The organism is Solwaraspora sp. WMMB335 (genome assembly GCF_049179075.1).
Taxonomy (GTDB): domain Bacteria; phylum Actinomycetota; class Actinomycetes; order Mycobacteriales; family Micromonosporaceae; genus Micromonospora_E.
The window spans coordinates 1-19543 of record NZ_JBMHMF010000002.1 but is presented as its reverse complement, the minus strand read 5'-3'; the positions used below and the strand labels follow the sequence as shown (position 1 = coordinate 19543).

Annotated in this window: 14 protein-coding genes and 2 CRISPR repeat arrays; of the genes, 2 read left to right on the top strand and 12 right to left on the bottom strand. The window is 70.3% G+C overall.

Going from position 1 to position 19543, the window contains the following annotated elements; translation table 11 throughout:
* The 10 genes from ACN27F_RS34360 to ACN27F_RS34315 form a co-directional block, all read right to left on the bottom strand.
* The coding region (locus ACN27F_RS34360) for a GDP-mannose 4,6-dehydratase (protein WP_421440626.1) at positions 1–196 on the bottom strand (196 nt) is incomplete at its 3' end.
* Between the two features lie 17 nt (positions 197–213).
* Complete coding sequence (locus ACN27F_RS34355; RefSeq protein WP_421430607.1) at positions 214–855, bottom strand: NeuD/PglB/VioB family sugar acetyltransferase; 642 nt, start codon at positions 853–855, stop codon at positions 214–216.
* A gap of 65 nt (positions 856–920) precedes the next feature.
* Entirely contained in the window at positions 921–2216 is a 1296-nt protein-coding gene (locus ACN27F_RS34350) for a hypothetical protein (protein WP_421430606.1), read from the bottom strand.
* Entirely contained in the window at positions 2213–3184 is a 972-nt protein-coding gene (locus ACN27F_RS34345) for a hypothetical protein (RefSeq protein WP_421430605.1), read from the bottom strand. The genes ACN27F_RS34350 and ACN27F_RS34345 overlap by 4 nt, the downstream gene beginning before the upstream one ends.
* Complete coding sequence (gene wecB, locus ACN27F_RS34340) at positions 3181–4311, bottom strand: non-hydrolyzing UDP-N-acetylglucosamine 2-epimerase (protein WP_421430604.1); 1131 nt, start codon at positions 4309–4311, stop codon at positions 3181–3183. Before wecB ends, ACN27F_RS34345 begins: the two co-directional genes overlap by 4 nt.
* On the bottom strand, positions 4308–5555 hold the full coding sequence (locus ACN27F_RS34335) for a glycosyltransferase family 4 protein (protein ID WP_421439877.1): 1248 nt from the start codon (positions 5553–5555) through the stop codon (positions 4308–4310). The genes wecB and ACN27F_RS34335 overlap by 4 nt, the downstream gene beginning before the upstream one ends.
* Before the next feature lie 20 nt (positions 5556–5575).
* The gene (locus ACN27F_RS34330; RefSeq protein WP_421430603.1) at positions 5576–6745 is read right to left on the bottom strand and encodes an NAD-dependent epimerase/dehydratase family protein; all 1170 of its coding nucleotides are present in this window, start codon (positions 6743–6745) and stop codon (positions 5576–5578) included.
* Positions 6742–7788, bottom strand: coding sequence for a polysaccharide biosynthesis protein (locus ACN27F_RS34325; RefSeq protein WP_421430602.1), 1047 nt, complete (start codon positions 7786–7788; stop codon positions 6742–6744). The genes ACN27F_RS34330 and ACN27F_RS34325 overlap by 4 nt, the downstream gene beginning before the upstream one ends.
* A 247-nt stretch (positions 7789–8035) precedes the next feature.
* Positions 8036–9421: an IS1380 family transposase gene (locus tag ACN27F_RS34320; protein WP_421430468.1), complete on the bottom strand. Its 1386-nt coding sequence runs from the start codon at positions 9419–9421 to the stop codon at positions 8036–8038.
* Positions 9422–9521: 100 nt separating this feature from the next.
* A complete protein-coding gene (locus tag ACN27F_RS34315; protein ID WP_421430467.1) occupies positions 9522–10073 on the bottom strand; it encodes a hypothetical protein in 552 nt (183 codons plus the stop codon).
* Between the two features lie 510 nt (positions 10074–10583).
* A CRISPR array of direct repeats spans positions 10584–13113; the repeat unit is 29 nt; unit sequence GGGACCATCCCCGCGTACGCGGGGAGCAG.
* A 301-nt stretch (positions 13114–13414) separates the two neighbouring features.
* On the opposite strand from ACN27F_RS34315, the gene ACN27F_RS34310 reads away from it, so the two are divergent.
* Positions 13415–14092 carry a hypothetical protein gene (locus ACN27F_RS34310; RefSeq protein ID WP_421430466.1) on the top strand — a complete coding sequence of 226 codons (678 nt, stop codon included), beginning with the start codon at positions 13415–13417 and terminating at the stop codon, positions 14090–14092.
* Between the two features lie 227 nt (positions 14093–14319).
* Here the strand turns inward: ACN27F_RS34310 and ACN27F_RS34305 are convergent, their stop codons facing one another.
* Entirely contained in the window at positions 14320–14922 is a 603-nt protein-coding gene (locus tag ACN27F_RS34305; protein WP_421430465.1) for a TetR/AcrR family transcriptional regulator, read from the bottom strand.
* Between the two features lie 61 nt (positions 14923–14983).
* Here ACN27F_RS34305 and ACN27F_RS34300 point away from each other — a divergent pair, with 61 nt between their 5' ends.
* Entirely contained in the window at positions 14984–15811 is an 828-nt protein-coding gene (locus ACN27F_RS34300) for a class I SAM-dependent methyltransferase (RefSeq protein ID WP_421439869.1), read from the top strand.
* A gap of 109 nt (positions 15812–15920) precedes the next feature.
* A CRISPR array of direct repeats spans positions 15921–19003; the repeat unit is 29 nt; unit sequence GGGACCATCCCCGCGTGCGCGGGGAGCAG.
* A 218-nt stretch (positions 19004–19221) separates the two neighbouring features.
* Here the strand turns inward: ACN27F_RS34300 and ACN27F_RS34295 are convergent.
* The gene (locus ACN27F_RS34295; protein WP_421439867.1) at positions 19222–19410 is read right to left on the bottom strand and encodes a DUF397 domain-containing protein; all 189 of its coding nucleotides are present in this window, start codon (positions 19408–19410) and stop codon (positions 19222–19224) included.
* Positions 19411–19543: the final 133 nt, after the last annotated feature.

The window sequence follows — 19543 nt, the reverse complement described above, 5'->3', positions numbered from 1 at the left end:
TCAGGTCACCATAGTGCAGGAACAGGCGCGCGTCCGGGTCGCGGGGATGCACGTCGATGCGGTCGACCCGGTCGGTGTTGAAGCTCGACGAGCGTCGCTTCAACCCGTGCACCGTGTAGCCGCGGGCGAGCAGGAACTCGGCCAGGTAGCTGCCGTCCTGGCCGGTGATCCCGGTGATCAGCGCGGTGGCGGACATGGGACCTCACAGTTCGGTCAACGGGTGCCGGTCAGCGGGCGGGCCGGCACACCGGCGACCACGATCTGCGGCGGTACGTCGTGGATGACGGTCGCGCCGGCACCGACCACCGCGCCGGCACCGACCGAGATCCCGTCGATCACGGTGGCGCCGGCTCCGATGGTGGCGGCGCAGCCGATGCGGGCACCACCGGCCACCGTGCTGGCCGGCAGCAGGGTGGCGTAGTCGTCGAGGACGGTGTCGTGCCCGACCGAGGCGTTGGCGTCGACGTGCACGTGCCGTCCGGTGCGCACGTCGCTCATCAGGATCGCGCCCGGCCACAGCACGGTGCCGGGTCCGAGGTCGGCGCCACGGCACACGACGGCGGCCGGATGGACCAGCCGGGCCGGTACCGCGCGCAGCCGGGCGTCGACCCGGGCCCGGACCGGTCCGGCTCCGATGCCGATCAGGTACCGCGGCCCGGGCGACGCCTGCTGCTGCCACCACCCGTCGTCACCCAGCCATGGCACCGGTAGGACGGCCAAATCGGCATCACGCCGGGGACCGGTGCAGCCGATGATCTTGTAATCGCCGGCGGCTTCCGCGATGGCGAGGATCTCGCGGGCGTGCCCGGAGGTGCCGAGCAGGACCAGCCCGGACAGCGACGGGCCGGCAGGCACGCTGGGCTCGTGGGACAGCACGGACCACTCACTCTCATCGACATCTACTATACGGACAATTTGTATCAGATAGGGCGTACGTCGGTAGTCGAATCGCCGGGACCGACCGACGCGGTCCGCCGACCGCGGTCCGTGGGTGAACCGCGGTCCGCCCGCCGGGCACCGCCGGCCAACCGCACCACCAGGTACGCGGCGCCGAGCGCGACCAACGCCTGCAGGTGACCGGCGATGCTGTCCGGATACATCATCCCGACCAGCACCAGGTCCTCGATGACCAGCACGGCGGCGGCCAGTTTGAACGGCCCCGACCGGGTCGCCAGCAACAGCCCGAGATAAGCGGCGACGACCGCGAAGAACAGCATCATCCCGGCCGGCCCGGTGAGCAGCCACAGGTTGCCCACCGACAGGAACGTGTACGACGACTGCCCCGAACCACCCCGGAACGTGTCGAGCAGCCGGCCGGTGCTCACCTGCGGCCGGTCGCGGTCCAGCATCCGGGGCAGCACCGCGTACCTGGCCATGGTCAGCAAATCCGGCTGTCCCACGTCGATCGGCACCGGATGCCCGGCCGCCGATCCGATCAGCGTGTCCAGCCGCAACCGGCCGTACGCGTCGTAGTCGCGGTACTGGACCGCTCCGGCGGCCATCCGGACCTCGTTGCGCACCGTGATCGCCATCGGCCACAGGAGCAGACCGGCCAGCACCACCGCCAGCACCGTGCGGACCCGGACCAGCCCGAGGAGCAGCAGGCAGGCGGCGGCGCCGGTGAAGAACTCGAACGCGGGCGCGAACATCCCCGCCACCGTGACGTTGAGCAGCACGCTGGCGGCCAGGGCGGCGAGCCAGCCGAGCGCGGCCCGCACCGGCAACACTCCCGCCCGCCAGGCACAGCTGATCAGCACCACCGCGATCAACGGCCAGGCCCGAAACGGGGTGAGCAGCGGTTCGACCGTTGACCGCGACACCGCGTCGATCGCGACCCGGTACGAGTTCATCCCGACCAGGGTGCCGAGCAGGTTGGTGCCCAGAGCCACCGCGGCGACGAGTCGGGCGCCCCGGGCGAGCCGACGGTCCCGGCCGACCGGGCCGGTGAGTCGGGCCACCCACTGTGGTCCCGGCCGGTGCAGCCGGGCCAGCGCCACCTCCACACCGAACGCGGCCAGCACCGCCAGTCCGGTCAACTGGATGACGAACCACCGGTGCGGGTTGCCGGACAGCACCGCCGGCACCACCGCGAACGGCACGTACTGCACGGTCAGTCCGATGGTGACCGGAAACCGGCGCAGCCAGCCGGCCGGTGCCCGTCGGTGCCGGCCGACGCCGGCCGGCACCGACGCGTTTTCCGTCGCGACGGCGGTCATCCCGCCGCCCCGTCCAGTAGCCAGTCGAAGTAGTCGGCCGGGGAAAATGGGTCCGGATCCGGCACCACCGGTTCACTCAGCCGGATCACCGCCTCCCGCAGCGTGCGCGGATCCGCCGGACGGTACGGCCGCAGCGCCCCGCCGGCGATCTCGCGGGCCTGCGCGCCGTCCGGAGCGATCACGGCGACACCGCCGGCGCGTGCCTCCGCCAGCGGATAGCCGAACGACTCCACCACGCACGGGTAGAAGATCCCGGTGGCGGTGGCCCAATGGTCCGTCATCTCCTCGGAGGGCAACGGCCCGAGCACGCGCAGCAACGGGTGGTCGGCCAGATCCGGCGGCAACTGGGTACGGCTCGCGGTGACCCGTACCAGGGGTGGATCGGCCATTCCGGCCAGCACCGCCACCAGCGACCGCAGTTCCGTGGTGAGGTTCTTGTACGGACCCGGCACCACCGGCACCAGCAGCGCGCGCTCGGCCGAGCCGCGACGCGGCACCGCGGTGACCGGATGTGGGCGGACGACGATCCGGGCAGCCAGCGCCGGCCGGTGGAAGACCACCCGCTCGGCCATCGGGCTGCAGGGCACGACGATCACGTCGGCCCGCTCCAGCGATCGGCGCACCACCGGGATCTGGGCCCGCCACGCCGGCGGTAGACGAGTGGCCAGATGGGACTCGTCCGGGTAGAGAAAGTGCAGGGCGTTGCGGGCCAGAACCACCCGCCGACCGCCGCTGACCAGGAATGAGACGTTGTTGGCCGCGATCGTGGTGCGGGCCCGGCGGGCCAGTGACTCGCGACGCAGCAGCCAGCCCGGGGTGATTCGCCGTCCCCGACCGATCACCGTCACCTGGTCGACCGCCCCGCACCGGCGACCGGCACCGGCGCGTCGCAGGTGCCGGTCGAGTTCGGCCCGCCATCTGGCGGCACCGCCGCCGGCGCCACCGGCCGTGTCGAGCACCAAGGTCACGCCCGGATCCCCGCCCACTGGTGGTGGCGACGCACGGTCGACAGGATGAAGTCGACCACCCGACGTGAGGTGTCCGGTATCTGGTAGTCGGCCGGGCAGGGCACGCCGGCCACCGACACCTGCGCGGTGACGGTGCTCACCGCCTCGACCACCCCGACCGGATCGAGACCGGTCATCACGATCCCGCCCACCTCCAATGCCTCCGGCCGCTCGATCGACTCACGCAGGGTGACCGCGGGAAAACCGACGATCGACGCCTCCTCACTGACGGTGCCGCTGTCCGACAGCGTGCACCGGGCCCGGCGCTGCAGGTGTACGTAGTCGAAGAAGCCGAACGGTTCATGGAAGACGACACCGGACAGTGCGTCGGGTGCCAACCCGGCGGCGTCGATCCGCTTACGGGTGCGCGGATGTGTGGAGACCAGCACCGGCAGGCGCCAGCGCTGGTGGACCGCCCGCAGGCAGTCCAGCAGTCGGGCCAGCCGGGCCGGATCGTCGACGTTTTCCTCCCGGTGCGCGCTGACCACGAAGTACTCGCCGGGATGCAGGCCCAGGTGGGTCAGCACGCGGGCGGCGGCGATCGCCTCCCGGTGCCGGTCGAGCACCTCCCGCATCGGCGAACCGGTCAGCAGGATGCGCCGCGGATGCAGACCCTCGGCGAGCAGGTTGCGCCGGGCGTGCTCGGTGTAGACCAGGTTGAAGTCGCTGACGTGGTCGACCAGCCGACGGTTGGTCTCCTCCGGGACGTTCAGGTCGAAGCACCGGTTGCCCGCCTCCATGTGGTAGACCGGCACCCGCATCCGGCGGGCGATCAGCGCGGCGATGCAACTGTTGGTGTCGCCGAGCACCAGCAGAGCATCCGGCCGGTGGGCGCGGATCGCCTCCTCGACGCCGACGAGGACGTCGGCGAAGACCCGGCCAAGCGAGCGGGTGTCCACCCGCAGGAACCGGTCCGGTGCGCGCAACGCCAGCTCGGTGAAGAACACGTCGGACAGCTGGGGATCCCAGTTCTGCCCGGTGTGCACCAGCACATGGTCCACGGTGGCGTCGAGCCGGCGGACGACTTCGGACAGCCGGATGATCTCCGGCCGGGTGCCGACGACGGTCATCACCCGGGTGCTCCTCATCGGGCCACCGCCCGCCGGTGGGCCGCCTCCAGCAGCAACTGCTCGATCCGGTCCACCCCGCCCGCCAGCGACATCTCGAGCTCGTACGTCCGCCGGGCACGCACGGCCAACCGCGCCCGTTCGGTGTCGCCGGCCGCCGCGGCGGCGCTGAACGCGTCGGCGATCGCGCGCCAGTCCCCGGGTGGGCAACTCCAGCCCACCCCGGTACGGCGCACGAATCGCGCGGTGTCCCCGGCGGCCGCCGCGATCACCGGTACCCCGCAGGCGAGCGCCGCCTGCAGCTTCGACGGGATGACCCCACGCAACACCGGCAGGTCCCGCAGGGTCACCAACTGGTAATCGGCGGCGGCGGCCAGTTCGGCCATCTCCTCGGGCGGGCGCTGCCCCAGAAACCGCACGTTGCCGGCGCCCAGTTCCTCGGCCAGGGACCGGGCCGAGTGTGCCGCGACGCCGGAACCGACCAGTACCAGATCGACCTTGCCCGCCATCGCGGCAGCGGCCCGAACGGCCTCGTCTACGCCCTGGAAGACACCGAGATTTCCCGCGTACATGATGGTGCAACGGCTCCGCCCACCCGCCCGGACCTGATCGCGGGCCCGACTGGTCGCCGGCACCGGTCTGAACAGCCTCTCGTCGGTCCAGTTCAACACCACCTGCACCCGTCGTCGGTCCGCGCCCCGGGCCGCTACCAGGTCGCGGGCGCCGGGCGCGATCACGACGACCCGGTCGGCGGAGCGGTAGACCGCACGCATCAACCGGGCCAGCGCGGCGTCAGCCACGCGGCCGGTCAGCCCCCCAGGGCACAGCGGCGACGCCGTCACCGACTCCGGCCACACGTCCTGCACGTGCAGCACCACCGGGACACGACGCAACAGACGCAGCACGGCCGCCGCCGCGTACGCGGTGCCCGGCGGCAGGTAGACATAGAGCACGTCGATGTCGGCCAGATACCGTGGCGCGGCGAGGACGCTGCTCGCGGCGAAGGATACAAACGTCGCCGCCCGACGTGCCGCCGACGCGTCGTGGCTGGGGTAGAGCGGCACCCGGCGCACCGACAACCGCCCATCGGTGTGCCGGTGCCGCCAGGACTGCCGGTAGCCGGGATAGACCGTGCCCTGCGGATAGTTGGGGTAGCCGGTGAGCACCCGGACCTCGTGCCCGCGAGCGGTCAGCTCGGTGGCCAGGCTGCCCGGGATGAACGCCGGCTCCGGCGGGTACCACTGCGAGACGACGCCGATCCGCAGACCCTCCGCCGCGATCCGGGTCACCGGGTCACCACCGGCGCACCCGTCGGCGCCGGGGACCCGATCCGCACCTGCGGCGGCTCCACCAGCTCCGGATAGGTGTCCGGGCGGGCCGGATCGAAGACCTGGTCGGCCCAGAACAACGTGACCAGGTCGTCGTTCCCGGTGTTGACGATGTGGTGCGCCCACATGGTGGGCATGTCGACCACGACCGGTCGCTCGCCGCTGACCGGGAAACGTGCCGTCTCGCGGCTGGCCACCCGCCGCAGCCGGATCTCGCCGCTGCCGGCGAGCACCGCGAACCGCTCGATCTTGGCGAGATGGAAGTGCTCGCCGCGGCTGGCACCGGGCCGGGTGGTGGAGCAGAAGACCTGGCCACCGCCACCGCCACCGTGCACGCGCACGACCTCGACCAGATCACCCCGGTGGTCGCCACGGCGGATCAGCGGCATCGGATACGCCTGCGGAAACACGTGCGACCGGTAGGTGTTGAACAGCTGGGTCTCGAACCGGTCCGCCAGTGCCGGGATCTCCCCGCCACGGTAGTCGGTGGCGAACCGACCGAGCAGTCCGGCGAGCTGACCGACCGAGATCCGCCGGGCGGACAGCGCGGTCGACCAGGTGTCGCCGGTCGGAGCTCCGGCGAGCGCGGCCGCGGCGTCACCCGCGTGGACCAGGTCCAGCGGCCGATCGTCGCGGATCTGTGGTGAGACGTCGTCGGCCAACCGGCGGCAGAACGTCGCGACCACCGAGTTGTAGTCCGGCCGTCCATGCTCGCCGAACAGATTGGGCAGGAGCAGATCGATGAAAGCGTCGGGGCGTGGGCTGGCCTCGGCCAGCAGGGCCGCAGCCGCCGCCTTGGAGTCACCGTACGGCGTACCGTTGCCCGCCTGGATCGAGTTGGCGAACGCCACCTGCTGTGGTGGTCGTTGGCAGCGACGCAGCCCTTCGGCGACGGCCCTGGCCAGCGCGACGTTACCGACCGCGACCTGATCGGGCGTGCCCCGGTTCACCCCGGCGAGGTGCACCAGTCGATCCGCGCCGGTGAGCTTGTCCGCGACGCGCAGCGGATCGGCCAGTTCGGCACGACCGATCACCGCCGGCTCCGGCCAGCCGAGTGCCCGGCAGAGCACCCGCAGGTGCCAGCCGAGGAACCCGTTGCCGCCGGTCAGCACGAGCCGGTGGCTCATCCGACCATCACCAGTTCCCCGGCGCCCACCTCGGACCTGATCTCCGGCAGGTTGCCCAGCAACTCGACCAGCTGGGCGACGGTCAACCGGGTCGCGGTGTCGGAGGTGAAGTCGCCGCCGCCACGATCACCGCCCGGGCCGACGCCGGCCGGCAGGTCACTGTGGTAGTTCAGCCCTCGGGTGTCCGCCGGCACCCGCAGGACCTCGCCGAGATCGTCGGCACGGGCGAGCTCGTGGGCGGTCGCCAGGGTCTCCGCGGTCTTCTCGCCGTGCCGAACGCCGATGACGTCGGTCTTCGGCGCCACCTCGAACACCGTACAGACCGCTTCGGCCAGATCGGCGACCGTACAGGCAGGCGCCTTACGGATGAAGATGTCGCCCGGTTGGGCCTGGGTGAAGGCCCTGGCGACGAGGTCCACCGCGTCGGGCAGCGACATCAGGAAGCGGGTCATCCGCGGATCTGTGACGGTGAGCGGCCGGCCCTGCCGGATCTGCTCGACGAACAGCGGAAGGACCGAGCCGCGCGAGTAGAGCACGTTCCCGTAACGCACGCACGACACGACCGGGCCGTTCGGCCGCCGGTCGTACACGTACGACTGGACGAGCTTTTCCATCAGCGCCTTGGACATGCCCATCGCGCTCACCGGGTAGACGGCCTTGTCGGTACTGAGTGTCACCACGGTGCGCACCCCGGTCCGTTCGGCGGCCTCGATGACGGCCGCACTACCGAGGACGTTGGTCCGGACCGCCTCCAGGGGAAAGAACTCCCCGGAGGGCACCTGTTTGAGCGCGGCGGCGTGGAAGACGAAGTCCATGTCACGGCAGGCTCGACGGACCGTGTCCGGGTCCCGTACGTCACCCAGCTGGAAACGCAACCGGCCGTCGTCGAACGCGCGGCGCATCGTGTCCTGCTTCGCCTCGTCGCGGCTGAGGACACGCACCTCGGCGATGCTCGTGTCGAGCAGATAGCGGGCCATCGTCCGCCCGAAGGAACCGGTGCCGCCGGTGATCAGCACCCGGCACCCAGTCAACGCATCGGCCACGCCCGCTCCTGTCTGTCGGGGCCTCGGTGGGACGGTTGAGGCGGGACAGCCGCGGCTAAGCCTCAATCCGTGGACTCGATAGGACTTGACGGCAGTCATCGACACTTGACGATTATGTCTGGCGGGTGGTGGATGGGGGCGTGTCGGATCTGCTGGCCTGACTGCCAGCTTCCCTCGGTTGTTGCGATCGTGGCGGCGTGGGGGTTTCGCGGTGCTGGTCAGGTGCTCGTGGTGCCGGGATGGGTGTTCAGGTTGTGAAGACGGCCATCCAGAGGTGTTGCCAGGCTTGGGCTTTGGGCCAGTGGGCGGGTAGGTGCAGCACGGGGCGGCGTTGTGGGCGGGCCAGGCGGGCGGGAACGTTGACCAGTTCGCGGCGGAGGGTGGCGCCGCGGGCGACGGCGTGGCGGGTGGTGGCGGTGAGCGTGCCCGCGGCGCGGAGCAGGTTGTGGGTGATCGCGGCGAGCACGCTCCAGGCGGCGTTGGCGGCGAATGAGCCGGAGGGCTGGTGGGCCCAGGGTCCGTCGATGAGGTCAGCCCAGACCTGTTCGCAGATGGCGTGGGCGCGGTGGGTGATGTCGGCTTGGGCGACGGGCTCGACGTTGTTGGTGAAGAACGGGTGGTGACGCCAGACCGGGAACAGCGGGTCCTGGGTGTTGGCGTCAAGGACCCGCCGTACGACCAGCCAGGCGGTGATTTCGTATGGGGTGCCGGCGAAGGCGGTGTACTCGATCTCGGCCACGTGGGCGTGGGAGATCAGTTCGCCGGTGTCGGGGTCGGTGACAGCGCCGGGGTACTGCACCGGAGTGTACGCATCGTCGGGGATGCTCGCGACCGCGGCGTCGACGGCGGGATTGCGGGCGATAGTGAATGAGAACGTGGCTCCGGCTTTGACGATCGCGGCGATGGTCTTGCCCGAGCAGAACGCCGAGTCGCCGCGGACCACGATGGTGGCCGGGTCGGCTCCCGCCTCGATCGCGGTGTTGATCGCTTCGACGACCATGGTCGTCGCGCCTCGTGCCGACCCGGCCCTACCCGCGCGCAGGCGGACCCCGGCCAGCACCGGTGCCGCTTGCGGTGTGGAGATCGTGACCGCCAACGGGGACAGCCCGCGCCGCAGCACGTTCTTGCCTGAGATCTTCGTGTGGCCGAATGAGGCGCCCTGCTTGGCTTTGCTGTAGACCGGCCGCAGCAGCGAGTCGATGTCTATGAATGCGCGTTCGGTGATTCCGGCCAGGACCGTGGTCCGCCCGGCCAACGCGATCAACGACGTGCGCAGCACCGCGCCGAGTTGGCGAACATGGCCGAACGTGAACTCCCGCAACAGGATCCCCAACGTGGCGCAGGCATACACCGCGCGGAAGAGTTTCTTCATCCCGCCAGCGCGGATCACGTCCAGGTCGTCGATGCTGTCAGCCCCGGCAGCCATCCCGGCGATGATCGACAGTAGCTTCGGCGTCGGGTTGGCCGCCCCGGACTTGACCCGCTCACTGGTGAACCGCACATGCTCATCGAGCAGCCGAGACAGCCCGGCTTGTTCGGCCAACGCCATCAGCGGTACGAGTCCGGCGTGCGACACGAGATTCTCCTCGTCGAAGACCGCGCTGTCGCCACGCCAAGCATGAGATCCTTGCACCGAGAGTGCCTTCCTGACTGGAAATCGATCGTGTTCTAGACAAACCCGATCATCCCAGCTCAGAGGGCACTCTCACTGCATCCATACTGTGATTCGGACATCACCCAACCAGGCAGGTCCACGGATTGAGGCTAAGATGGCTCCACGGACTGCCAGCACCACCACTTCCAGCATTATCAATCGCATCCTGGTCAACAACGACAGTCGGCTGCGGCCCACCAAACGGCACCCAACTAGACACATACAACGGAGCCCCACCAGCAACCCGAAAAATCTGATCAGTCTGACCACCAACAATGAACGTGCCATCCGCCGGATAATAGGGAAGCGCGTTCAGCTGCGCCACCGAAATTGGCATCGTCGGCTGCGGCCCACCAAACGCATCCCAACTGGAGACGTGCAGCGGAGCCCCGCCAGCTATGCGATACACCTGTCCGTTCTCTCTTACGACGACAAAGGTTCCGTCATCGATTCCTACGTCTCGTACATGAATAAACTCCGCTGCAGCAAATTGTGCTGCGGCCAGGGCCGCCGCGAAAAGCGCATAAGTGAGTGGTCGACAGCGAGAGAGAAGTTGCGATCCCTTCGGCCAAACTTTCCTTAGCGCAATCGGATCCGGCACGCCCTGCCCAATCGGCACAATCGCTCCCATGAAGTAGGCCGCAAGAGCAGATCATACACCTTCATCGATTGATGGCGCGACAGTCGAAGCAGACTGCTGTCGTTGATCCGTCACTGTCGACGTCAGGTTTGCACCTCTGAGCGCATCCACACATGCCGCCGACAAGGCGTGGTCGCGGCTGCTACCGAGACAGGGCAGGGCGGACGGCGTGCGGTCCAGATCGTCAGGCAGCGCCTGCAACCGGTCCCGGCATCGCAGGCAGTTCCCGGCAGCCTCGACCAGTCCGATGAACTCGTCACGGCGGTCCAGCGAGGCGAGCCGAGCAACACCTCGTACCGCTCGGGACGGCTCGCCGGAGCAGTGCGGATCGCGGCACAATCGCCGTAGGCCTGACCGGCACCGATCCCCGCGAGAAGGTACTCCAGCTCGGTCGCGGCCAACGTAAGCCTGCCGACGGCCAAGACCGTCTCCTCGGTAAGGACCCATCTCCCGCGTACGCGGGGAGCGGCAGTGCACCTGGCTGGTCGCGTTCGATGCGCGGACACCATCCCCGCGTACGCGGGGAGCAGACCGTGCACGAGTACGGCATCCCGACTTGGCAGGGACCATCCCCGCGGACGCGGGGAGCAGGGCCGGGCAATTATCGACATGAGCGTAAGCGGAGGACCATCCCCGCGTACGCGGGGAGCAGGAGCGGTAGTACAGGTAGGACACCATGCCCTAGGGACCATCCCCACGTACGCGGGGAGCAGCCACGCCCAGGAACCCGGCGACCTCCGGCACCGGGACCATCCCCGCGTACGCGGGGAGCAGTTGTGTGACACGGCGGGGACTGCCGTTTCACTGGGACCATCCCCGAGTACGCGGGGAGCAGCTGCAGAACCTCTGGGGCGAGGCCGCATCCGCCGGACCATCCCCGCGTACGCGGGGAGCAGGCCGATGCGGCACACCTCGGCTCCTGGGGCTGGGGACCATCCCCGCGTACGCGGGGAGCAGGGCTTCCCGGTCGTAGATCGTGACCTGCCACGAGGACCATCCCCGCGTACGCGGGGAGCAGCGCGGTGCCGGTCGGCACCGGACACTGAGATTGGGACCATCCCCGCGTACGCGGGGAGCAGTCCACACCTACCGCCCGAGGTGATCCATGGCAGGGACCATCCCCGCGTACGCGGGGAGCAGCTGACCATCTTCTACGGCCGCAACTTCACCGCGGGACCATCCCCGCGTACGCGGGGAGCAGGGTTTCGGCTTCGTCTGTGATGTCGGTGCTGCGGGACCATCCCCGCGTACGCGGGGAGCAGCGCGACGGCGCCGACTCGGTGAACGACCTGGCGGGACCATCCCCGCGTACGCGGGGAGCAGGGATTAGCCTCCAGGTCCCGCGGCAGCGTGGGAGGACCATCCCCGCGTACGCGGGGAGCAGCCGATGGCGTGTCGGCGGGCATTGCCCGCGTAAGGACCATCCCCGCGTACGCGGGGAGCAGTGCGCATGACACCGCGCACACACCCCGCGCAAGGGACCATCCCCGCGTACGCGGGGAGCAGAACACGATCAGCTTCGCGCGGGCGTTGCGCATGGGACCATCCCCGCGTACGCGGGGAGCAGTCGTGGCCCGTAGCCCCGGTTGGTTGCCGGCCGGGACCATCCCCGCGTACGCGGGGAGCAGTTGGCGGGCGGCCCGGGGAGACTGGTGCCCCGGGGACCATCCCCGCGTACGCGGGGAGCAGGAAGGCCACCGGGTGGTCAGCATCCGTAACGAGGGACCATCCCCGCGTACGCGGGGAGCAGACGTGCCGGGCGCGAATCGACTGGCTGCCGTACGGACCATCCCCGCGTACGCGGGGAGCAGATACCTGTCAGCAATTGGGCGTGATGCGCGCAGGGACCATCCCCGCGTACGCGGGGAGCAGTCCTTAGGCCGGCTCGGGTGTTACCAGCACCCGGGACCATCCCCGCGTACGCGGGGAGCAGGTGCGGCGCGCTGGCCGCTGCTGGGCTGACCCGGGACCATCCCCGCGTACGCGGGGAGCAGCGCAGCAAGCAGCCCGAGCGCACGGCGAGGAGGGGACCATCCCCGCGTACGCGGGGAGCAGCCTGGTCGCGGCAGGCTCGGAGATCGTCGCGGGGGACCATCCCCGCGTACGCGGGGAGCAGGGTTTCGGATCTCATCGACTTTGTAGTGGTCCAGGACCATCCCCGCGTACGCGGGGAGCAGGGTGCGGCCGTGCCGGGTAGAGCCGCCGGCCGGGGACCATCCCCGCGTACGCGGGGAGCAGACCAGGCCCAGCTGCTGCCCCAGACGCAAGACGGGACCATCCCCGCGTACGCGGGGAGCAGTCCCGCGCGTCTTCGCGCCGACCCCAGACGACGGGACCATCCCCGCGTACGCGGGGAGCAGACCCGCTGCCGTACCGCCCGGACCGCAACGCCGGGACCATCCCCGCGTACGCGGGGAGCAGGGGTGGCGCCCCGCCCGGCCCGCGGGCTCACCGGGACCATCCCCGCGTACGCGGGGAGCAGCTGCGGCCGGTGCTGCGCGGCTGCTGACCCTGGGGACCATCCCCGCGTACGCGGGGAGCAGGGCTACCCGGAGCCGTGACCTCGCCAGCAAGAGGGACCATCCCCGCGTACGCGGGGAGCAGGAGTCGACGCCAAGACAGATGGCGCCACCGATGGGACCATCCCCGCGTACGCGGGGAGCAGGTCGGCTACCAGGCGAAGCAGCGCGATTTCCGGGGACCATCCCCGCGTACGCGGGGAGCAGCAAAGCCCATCCAGCAGGCGTCAGAAGCCCTGGGGACCATCCCCGCGTACGCGGGGAGCAGTCGCCGTCGACGAGCCAGCCGGCCACGGCGAGGGGACCATCCCCGCGTACGCGGGGAGCAGACCGGTTTCGGGTCGACGGTGGCGATCGCGTTGGGACCATCCCCGCGTACGCGGGGAGCAGCACCACGCGGTCGGCTCACTCGCCGCCGCACTGGGACCATCCCCGCGTACGCGGGGAGCAGGGACTCCACCGCCGCCTTGATCAGTTCGGACAGGGACCATCCCCGCGTACGCGGGGAGCAGACTTGTTGAGCTGGGCTCCTACGAGGTTACCGGCCGGTTTTCGTTCACTTTCATTTGGAGGCTCGTCCAGAGTCAGTAGGGGCACGGTGGCGGATGCTGGCAGGCTACCTGGCCAACTCGCCTCCGGCAGTAGATGGCGTACAGGCAGCAGATGTTGGCATGCCGGGTAGCGGCTGTCGGGCCAGTTTCGCCCTTTGTGGACCGGGCCATCGACCCGTAGCGTGGCAATCGATCCCAGGCGATCGATCCGGAGATGGTGAACGTAGTCGTGCCGCTCCCCCACTGCCCCGAAGGAGAAGTGATGAAGCCCAGGAAGACTCTGGCAGCCGGCCGAAGACCGGCTGTCGCCGTACTCGCGGCTGTCGTGATGGTGCTCGGCGTCGCGCAACCGGCGCTCGGCTCTGGCGTAGACAGTGCGGCGAGCGACGTGGTGGCGCGGGTTCTGAACGCCGCAGACCCGAGTACGGCGTACCACGGGTTGTCGACGGCGGACCGGGCCGCGTTCGACCGCAGGATGCTGCCCGCCAGGTCCGTCGTCTCGGTGGAGATCGAGCCGGCGGACGCCGTGGCGCGGAGGAACGCCGAGGCCGGCAACAAGCCGGACAGGGTCTCCGGCCAGGTCGATGGATGCTGGTACGCCAGAGGCTGGGACTCCCGGCAGACGGCCGGTGGCGACCCGCTCTACACCTTCTGGACGATGATCTACTACTGCGCGGTCGGCCAGACCGTCACCGAGGTCAGCATGTACGACTCGGGCAGTGAGATCGTCGCGCCCGGCTGGCGGTATGACGGGATCCAGGCCGAGGACACGGGCATCGTCCGCGACCAGGCACGCGGCTGGGCCAAGCACCGCTTCGTGCTCAGCAACGGCGAGCTGGACGTGTGGCAGCGCAACCACTGCATCCGCGTGATCGGCACGTACGCCGGTACCAACTACTCGGACGGGTTCTGCTTCCTGCAGCTGATCCCACCACGGTAGACCACGAGTACGTCGACCCGGTGGCGGATCGAGGCAAAGGCACCTGGCTGCGTCCGCCACCGATGGTCAACGGTGGGCGGCAGGTGGTTGATGATGGTTGCCCACCGGACGGGAGCAAAGGCCGTTTACGGCGTGGCGGACGCCGCATCCGGTGAGGACTGCTCAGCAGCGAGCGCTTGTGCGACGTTCCTCAACACGTTGCATCCAGCGGCTTGCTGCTGGGCCGTTCAGAGCAGTCGCCGTTGTACGACATCGGCGACGATGGTGGTGACGACCTTGTCGACAGCTCCAGCGTCCGGCGGGGTGCCGTTCCGGGCGGTGAACAGTAGGTGCCCTGCCCCGATCAGCGAGAGCGCGAGCGAGTCGATGTCGGCGTCGGCCGCGATGCGGCCCATTTCGCACTCGGCGGTGAGGTAGGAGGCGATCATGGCGCTGGCCTCCGTCAGGACCGGGACGCGATGGGCTGGTCTGGCTTGGCGTAGCCGGGCGCGCAGTTCGTCCCGGAAGATGACCAGGCTGATGATCGCCACGGCGACCGGGTCGAACAAGTCCGTCAGCGTGTCGGTGAGATTGTCAGCCACGCTGCCGGTCCCGGCGGACTTGCGCAGGGCGGTGGCCTGGTCCTCGATCCGGGCGATGCGGTCACGCACGAGTTCGGCAAGGAAGGCGTCGAAATCGGCGAAGTGCTTGTGCAGCACGCCCTTGGCGCAGCCCGCCTCGGTGGTGACCGCGCGGCTGGTCAGCGCGCTCGGCCCGGCCCGCAGCAGGATGCGCTCGGCGGCGTCTAGCAGCTGCTTGCGCGCGTCCCGGATCTGTATCCCGGTCGGCATTCCGCGCACTCTCCTTGTGCTCGCCGTTGACGAGTGGGCATATGCCCACTACGGTGGGCGCGTGCCCACGGTACCGCAGGAGCAATCACGTCCGTCTCGGCCCGAGCTTCACCAGGCCAGGCAGGTGGCCGAGTCGTTCGGTGCGGAGGCCGAACGCTACGACCGGGCCCGACCCCGCTATCCCGACGCCCTGGTGGACCGGATCGTCGCCGCCAGCCCCGGACCGGACGTCCTTGACGTTGGCTGCGGCACCGGCATCGAAGCCCGGCAGTTCCAGTCGGCCAACTGCACGGTGCTGGGTGTCGATCCGGACGTACGGATGGCCGAGTTCGCACGCCGCAGTGGGGTCGAGGTCGAGGTGGCGACGTTCGAGGACTGGGATCCCGCCGGCCGAGTCTTCGACGCGGTCGTCGCGGGGCAGGCCTGGCACTGGGTGCACCCGGTCGCGGGTGCCACCAAGGCCGCGCAGGTGCTGCGTCCCGGTGGGCTCCTGGCGGTGTTCGCGCATGTGTTCGAGCCTCCGCCCGGGGTGGCGGATGCCTTCGCCGCGATCTACCGACGGGTGGTGCCCGATTCGCCGTTCACTGTGCAGTCGACGAGGAACGGCGTGGACCTCTACCAGGCGATGTTCGCCAAGTTCGCCGATGGGATCCGCGAGGCGGGCGGATTCGGCGAACCGGAGCAGTGGCGGTTCGACTGGGAGCAGTCCTACACCCGCGACGAGTGGCTGGACCTGCTGCCCACCACCGGTGGTCTCACGAAGCTTCCGCCGGACAAGCTGACACAGGTGCTGGAGGAGGTCGGGTCCGCCATCGACAGGATCGGGGGCGGCTTCACAATGCCGTACACCACATTGGCGGTCACCGCAGCTCGAACCCGCGCCACCTGACCCGGCCCAGCGGCCTATCCGCTGCGTTCAGGGACGCTGACCTCAGACCAGGATGCCGCCCCGGAGACCACGGCTAGCTGGCCGCGTTTGGCTTCTGGCAGGCCGTGCCGGGACCCTCCCCGCATGTGCGGGGAGCGGTTCACGCCGGCGGTGGTCGCACCGTTCCACTCGGGACCATCCCCGCGTGCGCGGGGAGCAGTGGTCCTGGGCTGCCCGCTGCCTGCTGCTCGGGAGTCCGGGGACCATCCCCGCGTGCGCGGGAAGCAGGGGATTTTCGTGTATGGGCTTGTGCGCCCATACGGACCATCCCCGCGTGCGCGGGGAGCAGCGCGCGGGCATCAAAAATTCTGGAAACGGGGACCATCCCCGCGTGCGCGGGGAGCAGATGGAATGGTTCCGTCCCATTGCTGGGAATAGAGGACCATCCCCGCGTGCGCGGGGAGCAGGGATCTGGTCGGCCAGGTCGGCGACCCGGTCGGGGACCATCCCCGCGTGCGCGGGGAGCAGAAGGTGCGGCCGGCCGGTCGGCCGGTGTTGGGGGGACCATCCCCGCGTGCGCGGGGAGCAGGTCGCCGGAGACCACCGCGACCCGCAGTGGCCGGGACCATCCCCGCGTGCGCGGGGAGCAGTCCGGCCCGATGTCAGCCAGCATCCACCGCGAGGGACCATCCCCGCGTGCGCGGGGAGCAGGACGCGGTCGATGCGCTGGATCCGGACCAGGAGGGACCATCCCCGCGTGCGCGGGGAGCAGTGGCGCCACGCCCGCAGCGCCGCACCGCCGGACGGACCATCCCCGCGTGCGCGGGGAGCAGCCGTCAGCGCAGACGACCCTGTTGAGCACGGCGGGACCATCCCCGCGTGCGCGGGGAGCAGCTTGAATGTCTGGACTCACATGCCTGACTGTAGGGACCATCCCCGCGTGCGCGGGGAGCAGCGGGCCGACCCAGGAGAGACCTTGCCCCGCCGCGGACCATCCCCGCGTGCGCGGGGAGCAGCAAACGTCAGGTGCTCGCATCTGGAGTGCAACGGGACCATCCCCGCGTGCGCGGGGAGCAGGCCGACAGAGTCGGCTACCGCATGACGGTCCCGGGACCATCCCCGCGTGCGCGGGGAGCAGGTGGCCTACCGGGGGGTAGGGCCAGGCGCGGCGGGACCATCCCCGCGTGCGCGGGGAGCAGGAGTGGGCGAGCAGAGCCATGGGTGCCGGACGGGGACCATCCCCGCGTGCGCGGGGAGCAGGCGATGCTTCCGTGGCTGGGCTCGCGCACCTCGGGACCATCCCCGCGTGCGCGGGGAGCAGGGTGTACGCAGCGGCACCCCGGCCGATTCGCCGGGACCATCCCCGCGTGCGCGGGGAGCAGGTGTGCAGGAACAGGGTGGCGCCGGGAGACCCGGGACCATCCCCGCGTGCGCGGGGAGCAGGCGAACCGACTGTGCACCCCCGATTCGTGCCCGGGACCATCCCCGCGTGCGCGGGGAGCAGGGTCCGGCTGCCCGATTGTCGCAGCGGGCCGCGGGACCATCCCCGCGTGCGCGGGGAGCAGCACCGAGCAATTCATCAAGCAGACCGCGGCCGAGGACCATCCCCGCGTGCGCGGGGAGCAGCGCCTATGGCCGGGCGACGTCTCCGGAGGCCCGGGGACCATCCCCGCGTGCGCGGGGAGCAGGGGACGGTCGACGGCGCTACGGCCTATGTGTTGGGACCATCCCCGCGTGCGCGGGGAGCAGTGGCTGGCGTACGCATCACCACTACCTAGGTTGGGACCATCCCCGCGTGCGCGGGGAGCAGCCGGTCACCGGAACCCGGTTGACCGAGTCCCGGGGACCATCCCCGCGTGCGCGGGGAGCAGTGTTCGCCTCCGGCAACGAGGTCTTCTGGCGCAGGACCATCCCCGCGTGCGCGGGGAGCAGGCGGGCGGCGGCGTGTCCGTGGTCGCCGGCCGGGGACCATCCCCGCGTGCGCGGGGAGCAGCTGCCGGTGGGCGTGGCGGCCGGCTCGGCCTGGGGACCATCCCCGCGTGCGCGGGGAGCAGCCGCACCACGCGACGTGCCCCGACGCGCACCTGGGACCATCCCCGCGTGCGCGGGGAGCAGTCCCAGGTGGCCGGCCCTACGCCTGCGAGCCGGGGACCATCCCCGCGTGCGCGGGGAGCAGGCCAACGTGACGTCGACCGGCGAACCGGAGGCGGGACCATCCCCGCGTGCGCGGGGAGCAGGACAGCTCCGGCCGGCCGGCGCTCGAGGTCGGGGGACCATCCCCGCGTGCGCGGGGAGCAGACCCGCTTCGATGATCCGTGTTTGTTGAGCAGGGGACCATCCCCGCGTGCGCGGGGAGCAGAAGCCCCGGCCGGGTTGGCCGGGGCTTCATCCGGGACCATCCCCGCGTGCGCGGGGAGCAGACGGCCGGCACCGCGAGCGGGCAGTATCAGCGGGGACCATCCCCGCGTGCGCGGGGAGCAGGCGAGCGTGTACCGGCCGGAGACGAGCCGCCGGGGACCATCCCCGCGTGCGCGGGGAGCAGTCGGCCCGGTCCCACACCCGGATCCTGCCGTTGGGACCATCCCCGCGTGCGCGGGGAGCAGTTCGGGACGCGTCTCGCGGATGAGGGCGTGCCGGGACCATCCCCGCGTGCGCGGGGAGCAGGTGCCCTGCGGGATGAACCGGTCGAGCATCACGGGACCATCCCCGCGTGCGCGGGGAGCAGGATGATGCACGTTAACCACGTCGTTACCGTCCGGGACCATCCCCGCGTGCGCGGGGAGCAGGCGGTGACGTCGCCCAGGTCCTGGCCGCGCAGGGGACCATCCCCGCGTGCGCGGGGAGCAGACCCGCTGCCGTACCGCCCGGACCGCAACGCCGGGACCATCCCCGCGTGCGCGGGGAGCAGCATGCCCTGTGACCGTCAGCGGAAACATACGTGGGACCATCCCCGCGTGCGCGGGGAGCAGCTCCCCAGCGTCATCCACAGCGCTGTCCACAGGGGACCATCCCCGCGTGCGCGGGGAGCAGGTCGGGGTGGCGACCACGTCGCAGCTCGGTACGGGACCATCCCCGCGTGCGCGGGGAGCAGGAGATGGGCGCCCCACACCCACGGCCGCGCCTGGGACCATCCCCGCGTGCGCGGGGAGCAGATCGACAACCCGAAGCTCATCACCGCCGAGCTGGGACCATCCCCGCGTGCGCGGGGAGCAGACTTGCTGAGCTGGGCCTTTACGCGGTTACCGGCCGGTTTTCCTTCACTTTCATCGGAGGCTCTGTCCAGGTTCCGGGAGGTGACGAACGCTGACGCAGGCAGGGTACCTGGCCGCGTCTGCAGCCTAAACGGCGTCAATCATCTTGAACAGGCTCCACAGAGGCACGTCGACCAAGTGGCGGATGCAGGCAGGGATGCCTGCATCCGCCATCGAGGGTCAGCGGGCGGGCAGGTGGCGGGTGAAGGTGGCCCACTGGGCGAGAGCGAAGGTCAGGACCGGACCGATCGTGTCCTTGCTGTCCCGTACGGCGACTACATCGGTCAGGTTCGTCGCAACTTCGACGCAGTTGCCGACGTTGCCGCTACGGCTACTCTTGCGCCAAACGGCGCCGGTCAGTTCGACCACTGGCAAGTGCCTCCAATGCAACTCTGATCATTTCCCGCGACGCGACTTCGTCGAGGGCACGGCGTTCGAGATCAGCCCAGACTGCCTCGTAGGACCTGATCTCGTCAGCCTTGTTGAGGTAAAGCGCTCCGGT

Coding starts and splice junctions, on each gene's coding strand:
- ACN27F_RS34350 (WP_421430606.1), bottom strand. CDS start 2,216: ATGACCGCCGTCGCGACGGAAAACGCGTCGGTGCCGGCCGGCGTCGGC.
- wecB (WP_421430604.1), bottom strand. CDS start 4,311: ATGAGGAGCACCCGGGTGATGACCGTCGTCGGCACCCGGCCGGAGATC.
- ACN27F_RS34330 (WP_421430603.1), bottom strand. CDS start 6,745: ATGAGCCACCGGCTCGTGCTGACCGGCGGCAACGGGTTCCTCGGCTGG.
- ACN27F_RS34315 (WP_421430467.1), bottom strand. CDS start 10,073: ATGGGAGCGATTGTGCCGATTGGGCAGGGCGTGCCGGATCCGATTGCG.
- ACN27F_RS34310 (WP_421430466.1), top strand. CDS start 13,415: ATGAAGCCCAGGAAGACTCTGGCAGCCGGCCGAAGACCGGCTGTCGCC.
- ACN27F_RS34305 (WP_421430465.1), bottom strand. CDS start 14,922: ATGCCGACCGGGATACAGATCCGGGACGCGCGCAAGCAGCTGCTAGAC.